Here is a 9090-nt window from a genome sequence, read left to right on the forward strand (position 1 = left end):
TGCGATAGAACTAAAAATCTGTGTTCCACCAGCCATTGTTGCACTAGTTCCTAATACAACCTGTGCCCACATTGGAGCGTAAATACTATATCCGATAGCAAAAGCATAGACCAGCACCATAATTAAGTTTTTCGTTATATAAGACATATTCTTTAATAAACTTATCGGCAGAATCGGTTCTGTTTCCTTTTTTTCCCACTTCCATAGCATATAACCACTAACAATTACAAATATTGCTAGTAAACTATTCATAAATATACTAAGCTTTGGAAGATTACTAATCCAATAAAGAATAACTCCCGAAATAATAACTAATAATCCACTTCCAATGTAATCAACTCTTGGTTTTTGTGAAATTACAGTTTCCTTATAAAAAATTTGAATTAATACTAAAGAAACTACTGAAAATGGAACAAGGCTAAAAAATATCCAAGACCACCCTAATACATCAACCACAAAACCTCCAGCAATAGGACCTAAGATACTTGCCACACCATAGAAGGCTGTTACCCATCCTAAGGCAACAGCTCTTTCTTTCGCGTCAGGAAAAAGCTTGGCATATATTACAAAAGGAATAGAAATCATTCCTCCTATACCAATACCCATTAACCCTCTAGCAAATACCATCATCCAGATATTTACAGAAAATCCTCCTAATATAGAAGCTATTGTAAAGATTAATATTGATAATTGAAAAGCCTTTTTATTACCAATTACTTCTCCAAGCTTACCCCAAAGAACCGTTGTCATAGCTATAAAGAATAATAACATAGAAGTTAATAGACCTAATTGATTTATACCATTTAAATCCTTTATAATTTGCGGTAATGCTGTATTCAACATTGTTGTATCTAGTCCACCTATAAAATTAGCTAAAAGCAAAGCTATCATAGATAAACGTTTTTGAATTTTCGTCATTGCATTTCCTTTCATTCTTTTCAATTTATTTTCAAGACATTTATTTATTATATACTATCTTTTCTATTTTCGGAAGATTAAGAATACATATAAAAATTAAAAGAGCTGTACTCTTAATGATTTCATTGAAATTACTATCGAGTCAACTCTTTTTGTATTATATTTTTTTAACAAATTCAGATTTTAGTTTCATAGCACCGAAACCATCAATTTTACAATCGATGTTGTGATCACCATCAACTAATCTAATATTTTTAACGCGAGTTCCTTGTTTTAATGTAGAAGAACTACCTTTAACTTTTAAATCTTTAATTACAGAAACTGTATCTCCATCTTGAAGTACATTTCCATTAGCATCGCGATAAACTTTTTCCTCTTCTACTGCACTAGTATCTTCTGGTGACCACTCATGAGCACACATTGGACACACTAGCATATTTCCATCTTCATAAGTATATTCACTTTTACATTCTGGACAATTAGGTAATGTCATTGTATTCCTCCATAAAATTTCATATTTGTACAAGAGATATTATACCATAATGAGAAGCAATATCAAAACAATATCAAAAATTATTTTCTTGAAAACGTTGATATTATAACGATTTGAAGCGTAATTCATATCCTTAAAATAATTTTTTTAAAAAATCGTCTACTTTTGTAGGCAAAGTACTTGAAATTTTGAAAAACTAGGAGTAAAATATGAACTAAACAGTTTTCATTTATATTTATTCTACAGATATAAAAAATAAACAATAAAATTTAAAGTAAAAGAGGAATCAAATTATGGTTAAATATGATTTATTAGTAGTAGGATTCGGTAAAGCCGGAAAAACTTTAGCAGCAACATTTGCTAAAGAAGGAAAAAAAGTAGCAGTAGTTGAAGAAAGCAGTGCAATGTACGGTGGTACTTGTATTAACATTGGATGTATTCCAACTAAAACTTTAATCGTAGCTGCTGACAACAAAAAAGACTTCGCAGAAGCTAAAGCTACAAGAGATGCTGTTGTTTCTAAACTTAACGCTAAAAACTTCGCTATGTTAGACAATAGTCCAAACGTTGATGTTTACACAGCTCATGCTAAATTTGTTTCTAACAAAGTAGTAGAAATTTCTGCTAACGGAGAAACTAAACAACTTGAAGGTGAAATCGTAGTAATTAACACTGGAGCTAAAAACAACGTATTACCAATTCCAGGTTTAACAACATCTAAAAATGTTTACGATAGCACTGAATTCCAAAAATTAGAAAAAGCTCCTAAAACTCTAGGAATTATCGGTGGAGGTAACATCGGATTAGAATTCGCTAACCTTTACGCTCGTCTTGGAGTTAAAGTTACAGTAATCGACTTCGCTCCTGGAATCTTAGGAAGAGAAGACAAAGATATCGCTGAACTTGCTCAAGGATACTTAGAAGAAGCAGGAATCGAATTCAAATTAGGAACTGCAACAAAAGAAATCCGCAACAATGGAGAACTTGTTGTAGTTGATACAGAAAAATATGGTCCACTAGAATTCGAAGCAGTATTACACGCAACTGGACGTCGTGCTAACACTGAAGGATTAGGATTAGAAAACACTGATATCGAATTACGTCCAAACGGAACAATCGTAGTTGACGAATTCTGTCAAACAGCTGTAGAAAATGTATTCGCAGTTGGTGATGTTAACGGTGGATTACAATTCACTTACGTATCATTAGATGACTTCAGAGTAGTTAACGGATACTTACACGGTAACAAAGAATACACAACTGCTGACCGTAAAAACGTACCTTACTCAACATTCATCTCTCCAGCATTATCTCACGTTGGATTACACAAAGAAGAAGCTGAAGCAGCTTACCCTAACGTTGCAGTAGCATCATTACCAGTAGCTAACATGCCAAGAGGAGCTGTTAACCAAGATCCACGTGGACTATTCCGTGTAACTGTGGACAAAGACACTAACTTAATTCTTGGGGCTACTCTGTTCGGTAAAAACTCAGAAGAAATTATCAACCTAATTAAAATGGCAATTGATAACAAAATTCCTTACACTTACATCAGAGATCAAATCTTCACTCACCCAACAATGGCTGAGAACTTAAACGATGTATTCAAATTAATCTAATAACTGCAAAAAGCTTAAAATCTCAAATTATTATTGAGATTTTAAGCTTTTTTATTCATTTTCAATTTGGGAGTGACTCAAAAATCGTGATTTCGAAGAAATCGATTTTATCGAGTAGTTTATTAGATATCTAAAAAGCTTTTATAAAGTGAATTTAGATATTAATAAACCACTGCGTCTATGAGTTTTCATATAAACCTTATTAAAATTTAGGGCTTTTGGGTCAGCCCCAACTCAACACTATAATTATTATACTCAAGTTCATGTGTAGATCCTTTAAATGATGTTTTACAATTTAGATATTTTCGGAGTCTATTGCTTAATTAAATTAGATTCCAATTAATTTAACTAAACTTAAATTAGTCTTTTTAGAATAATATTCCCTAAGAAGACCCTTACTGTTTTTATTAGAACATCATTGCCAAGATAAATAAAATGTACCTTTTCATTTTTAATTTTTTTGATATATTTAACTTGCTATTTATACAGCAAGTTGCTATCTAGATTCCAGTTTCTATTTCCTACACATCCTGAATTTTACAAAAAATCCAAAAATACTGTCTAGATTTATAATACTATTTCTTACGACTCCAAACTCGCAAAATAATTCAGAAAGCATGAGCAGTTCAAATTAATAGTTCTCTCCTCTTTCAATTTTTTCTACATAGTAGATTGATTTCCTATTACCACCAGAATATTGTTTGTTATTGAGTCTAAGAGTAACCGAACCAACAATTCCCTTATCTTGATTCATAGGAGTAGCACCAATTACAGGTATTGTTATTCTATCTCCGTCTATTTTCCAAGAAGATTTATCAGATAATTTATTTGCCCAATAGCTTCCATGTTGTCCAATAGTGAAGATTATCATATTATCCCCCTTAAAATAATGGATACTTCCTCCATCATTACGTTCATACTTATAACTACTAGAAGGTCCTTTTTCAATTCTATAAACACTTGAAGCAGTTAACAAGTCCAATGCTTCATCCATAGTATAAGTTCTCTCCTTAAGTGCATTAACTATGTCAAGATAATCGGCTGTCGATATAGAATAGACACGATCCTTACCAGGTAGTTTCTGTCTTCTTTGTTCTGTAACCATCTCTAAATATAATGGATTTCCAAATTGTCCTACACTATTACCACCAATAACTACTGCTTCAGCCAAACCTGCTGCAGATTCATAATTATGACTAGTCGGCGTATTTTTCTCCTTTTCTGATTTGGAATTATCATAAATCACACTTTCTACATAATAATACGATCTTTTTTTGCCATCTTTATAATTTTTATTATTAAGACGTAGAGTTATTTCTCCAATTTTACTCTCCTTTTCTATTGGATCTAATATACTAATTCTAACCTTATCTCCCTCTATTCTCCACTTATCTTTAGATTCTGTTTTAATATTATTCGCACTTGTTCCCTGGAAATTAACTACTAATTTCTTATCTTTACTGTAATACTTTACAATATCATTTTTAACATTATTCAAATCTAGTTTTTTATTAGTTTCTTTAAAATTTTCATCTTCTCTAAGCAACTTCAGTACATCATCTTCTGAATATGTACCGGGTAAATATTCGTTAAATAAATCTACGACATCACTTATATCTACAGCAAAGCCATTACTTAATTTAATATCTTTATCCTCCTTTCCAACAGTAATTAAATTTAATGTTGCCGGTTTAATAAGACTAGTTTCATTCCCTCTAGCATAAATTTTATAATTAAGATTTTTTTCAACTTCATCTAAATTATGATTTATTCCTTTTGTTTGATTCGTTAAGCTATCATCAATATTACTATTTTTCGTTTGACACCCAGTTAAAATAAGAGCTGTACTAAATATAGTTATTAATATCTTTTTCATTTTTATATCCACCTAAAATAAATTTTTCATATATTATAATAATTTTTGTTTTAAAACTAACAATACTCCTAAGCGTTGAAAGTTCTATCAATCCTTACTTTAAAATGATTTAGATCTCAATATTCCACAAAGAACTTTTTATGTAAATATTATAACATAAATTTATATTTGCGGTAAGTAGTAACAATTTGATTCTTAAATACAAAAATCTTTCACCCTAATTTCAACTTACTAGAACTGTCGCTACCTTCCACAAATACAAATATACACTGGAAAAAATTTTGAATTTCAATACTTCTTCTTTATTTAAATATTATATATCAAAATAACACCTTTCTTTTTCTTTTTTTACTTAGTATACAGAAGGAATATTGATTTTATGGAATTCCTAAGGGGTATTACTTCTATTTAATAATGATAAAATAAAAATATACAATATAGTATTTAAACTGGAATTTACTCTGGGAAGCTACAATTTTCAAATAATTGAAAAAATATGTCTCAATCCCTTTACAAACATACATTTTTCTTGTATAATGTACACATGTCTTTTTAAAAAATACAATAAATAAAAAAGGAGATCGAACAATGAGTTTATATAAAAGAATTCCATTAATAGCAAAACTTATTATAGCTGTAACATTAGGGATTGTTTTAGGAAGCACTCTATCAACGTCAATTATTAGAGTTTTCGTTACATTCTCATCAATTTTCAGCTCATTCTTAGGATTCACAATTCCACTTATTATCGTTGGATTTATCGTACCAGGTATTAGCCAAGTTTCTAACAACGCTGGTAAATTACTTGGATTATCAACAGGTGTTGCATATATTTCTACAATTATCGCAGGAACATTTGCATTCTTAACAGCTGAAGCAGTATTACCAAATATTTTAGCTAATGCTACATTACAATCATTCAAAAACCCTGAGGATTTATTATTAAAACCTTTCATCGAGTTTAAAATGACTCCAATTTTTGATGTTACTACTGCTCTTATTATCTCATTCATCTTAGGAATTGGGATTTCAGCAACTCAATCAGAAGGACTTAAACAAGGATTCGCAGACTTCGGAGAAATCATCGAAAAATTACTTTCTACAGTAATTATTCCACTTCTTCCATTCTACATCCTAGGTGTATTCATGAACATCACAGCTTCTGGTGAAGTATTCAAAATCTTAAAAATCTTCGCAATGGTATTCGTATTAATTATTATTATGCACGTAATAATAATTATTATTCAATACTTCGTGGCTGGAACACTTAACGCTAGAAACCCATTCAAGATGCTTGTTAACATCTTACCAGCATACATGACAGCAATTGGTACTCAATCTTCAGCTGCTACTATCCCAGTAACACTAAGAAGTACTAAAAAAATGGGTGTTGATAAAAACATCGCGAACTTCACAATTCCATTATTTGCTACTATCCACTTATCAGGTAGTACAATTACATTAACTACATGTGCATCTGCAGTATTCTGGTTACAACACGGTGCTGCATTCCCATCAGCTGCAGTAATGATTAAATTCATCTTATTACTAGGTGTAACAATGGTAGCTGCTCCTGGTGTTCCAGGTGGTGGAGTTATGGCAGCTCTTGGATTATTACAATCAGTTCTTGGATTCAACGAAATCATGTTATCTCTAATGATCGCATTATACATCACTCAAGATAGCTTTGGAACTGCATGTAACATCTCTGGAGATGGAGCTTTATCAGCAATTGTTGATAGATTAAATAGAATTTTCTTCAAAAAAGACGAAGAACAAAAAGCATAAAAAAATTATCCCACAAACATAAGTTTGTGGGATTTTTCATGATTAAAAAACTGTTGATTGAAGACGTCTCACACCACAATCAAAAGAACAAGTTTCCAAAAAATCTAGTTTATAAAAAAGCAGCTCTTTGAACTTAATCTCAGAGCCGCTTCTTTTATTCTATTTAAGTTTATATCTCAATTTTACCGGATTATGATCACTATATCTATACTCTTGATTTAACGTTTCTACACCAAGCACTTCAATATTATCACTCGCGATATACCCATCGATAATGAAACCATATGTCCCTTCACTATCTTTCACATAAGGTTTATTATTAAGTCTGGCAGAATTTTTACTTTCATCATATACTAATTTAAATCCTGCTGGTAATAAACTCTTATCTAAATTCTCAGCACGCCATAATTCTTTTGGAACAACGCTAATCTCATCTTGCGTTAAAGTTTTTAACGACTGATTAAAATCTGCCCCAACCAATACATAATTACCTTTCTTATACTCATAATCAATAAACTCAAGCAGTTGCTTCATCTGAGCTTTTTTACCAGAATTACCTTTGTCATAAGCATCAAGATGTGCATTGATTAATACAAGGTGTTTATCACTATTTTCTACTTTTGTATAAATAACAGAAAATCCACGTTTTAAATTAGCCAGTCTTTCAGGGAAAGTAAATGGAATTGCCATTTGGAATCTTCTTGCATTTTCTATTTTAAAATCAGTCGCAGTATATATACCGCTTTTCACCTTTCCTAATGGTGGTAATGGATATGGTATATATCTAACCTTGAAGTTATAAGCTAAAATACTATTTAAACCCAGCGCTTCATCAAATGCTCTAACTTGATTCATATTATAACTACGTTTTGAATCTTCATCAATTTCTTGAATAAAGTTAACATTAGCTTTCTCATTTTTAACTATTTCTGTAATATTCTTTAGATTTTCTTCTACATGAGCTTTATCAAGAGGTAACACCATCTTTCCACCATCCATAAAGAAATCTTCATCTTTATCAAGCCCAGCATAACCTATATTCCAATTAAGCGCACTATATTCTGTTCCTACTTTTGCTATTTCTGAATTACCTTGTTTAGTGACCTGCAGGCTCTCTACCCCGTTAGGACTATATTCTGTCGCCCATAAATAGCCAACTAATCCCGCAAAACCTAAAGCTGCTACTAACACTAAACTAACAACTATTTTTAATATTTTTTTCATCATTAACCTCATAAAAAAGGGGACTCGATATAAAAAATATTTTCGAGTCGCACCTAATATTTTCTATCAGTAATTATCTAATTATTTTTCTTATCAGGTAATTGTGAAACAATAATTCCCACAAAAACGATAAGCATACCGATTCCTTCTCTTATCCCAATGTGTTCACCAAGGATAAGCACTCCACCTATTGCAGCTACAACAGATTCTAAACTTAATATTAGAGATGCTGTGTGTGGCGGAACATCTTTTTGACCTACAATCTGTAAAGTATAACCTACTCCACTTGAAAGTACACCTATCGCAAGTAACGGCCAAATAACGCTCATTATGTCCGCAAAGACGATTGTTTCCTTGAAAACAGCTAATACTAGGCTCAATACAGATACTACGACTAATTGAACGATAGATAAGAACATTGAATTAACTCTAGCAGCCGAATAATCAATAACAATAATATGAATCCCGAATAGAACCGCACTGATTAAAACGATAATATCTCCTATCTCTAAAGCAAATTCTTCTTTTACAGATAAGAAATAAAAACCAATTACAGATAAAATCAATCCTATAATAAAGAATTTATTAAGTTTATTTCCTAAAAAGACACCTATAAATGGTACTATACAAATATACAAAACTGTAATAAATCCAGCTTTACCTGCCGTTGTCATACCAATACCGATTTGAGAAATATACATCGCAAAAAATAGTACAATTCCACAAATACCACCAAGTACCCAACTTTTATTTTTTGTTATAGGCTCAGCCAACACTTTTGGAGCTTGACTCTTATACAAACTCGGCACTAGCAATGCAATAACAATAAGAAAGACTACTGCAATTATCGATCTTATACCTACAACTGTTAACGGTCCTAGAACTTTACTTGCTATATTTTGCCAAATAAAAGCCAGCCCCCAAATAATTGTAACAATTATTAATAATAACTCTGAAATAAATTTTCTCATTAATACACCTTTCCTATAAATTTTTATGAATTTAAAATTCTAAAAGTATTTATTATTGTAGTAATAAACACAGTATACTTTTATAATTTTATACGTTATTCTTAAAAAATTCAACTGTTAGCATTCTAATATCACTTATTATAATCGGCTCTTTGTCAAATTCGGGGCATGGAGAAAAATAGGAAATAAGATCTAGGCAGC

Annotated in this window: 7 protein-coding genes; 2 read left to right on the forward strand and 5 right to left on the reverse strand. The window is 31.1% G+C overall.

From position 1 onward, the window contains the following. Window positions 1-918: MFS transporter (locus RYK99_RS08340; RefSeq protein ID WP_314991747.1), on the reverse strand; the 918-nt coding region annotated here is incomplete at its 3' end. A gap of 157 nt (window positions 919-1075) precedes the next feature. Continuing rightward, the gene (locus tag RYK99_RS08345; protein ID WP_314991749.1) at window positions 1076-1411 is read right to left on the reverse strand and encodes a zinc ribbon domain-containing protein YjdM; all 336 of its coding nucleotides are present in this window, start codon (window positions 1409-1411) and stop codon (window positions 1076-1078) included. A 293-nt stretch (window positions 1412-1704) separates the two neighbouring features. Between RYK99_RS08345 and RYK99_RS08350 the strand changes: the two genes are divergently transcribed. Beyond that, complete coding sequence (locus RYK99_RS08350; RefSeq protein WP_271987063.1) at window positions 1705-3030, forward strand: FAD-containing oxidoreductase; 1326 nt, start codon at window positions 1705-1707, stop codon at window positions 3028-3030. A 631-nt stretch (window positions 3031-3661) separates the two neighbouring features. Here the strand turns inward: RYK99_RS08350 and RYK99_RS08355 are convergent. Then, window positions 3662-4906: a hypothetical protein gene (locus RYK99_RS08355; RefSeq protein WP_314991752.1), complete on the reverse strand. Its 1245-nt coding sequence runs from the start codon at window positions 4904-4906 to the stop codon at window positions 3662-3664. A 588-nt stretch (window positions 4907-5494) separates the two neighbouring features. Between RYK99_RS08355 and RYK99_RS08360 the strand changes: the two genes are divergently transcribed. Further along, the gene (locus tag RYK99_RS08360; RefSeq protein WP_314991753.1) at window positions 5495-6694 is read left to right on the forward strand and encodes a dicarboxylate/amino acid:cation symporter; all 1200 of its coding nucleotides are present in this window, start codon (window positions 5495-5497) and stop codon (window positions 6692-6694) included. 159 nt (window positions 6695-6853) lie between these two features. Here RYK99_RS08360 and RYK99_RS08365 read toward each other — a convergent pair whose 3' ends face one another. Next, window positions 6854-7918, reverse strand: a complete 1065-nt coding sequence (locus RYK99_RS08365; RefSeq protein ID WP_314991755.1) for an endonuclease — start codon at window positions 7916-7918, stop codon at window positions 6854-6856. A 77-nt stretch (window positions 7919-7995) separates the two neighbouring features. Then, window positions 7996-8889 (reverse strand): DMT family transporter, encoded by an 894-nt coding sequence (locus RYK99_RS08370; protein ID WP_314991757.1) that lies wholly within the window; start codon window positions 8887-8889, stop codon window positions 7996-7998. Between the last annotated feature and the right edge of the window lie 201 nt (window positions 8890-9090).

It is taken from the genome of uncultured Gemella sp. (assembly GCF_963537375.1).
Classification (GTDB): Bacteria; Bacillota; Bacilli; order Staphylococcales; family Gemellaceae; genus Gemella.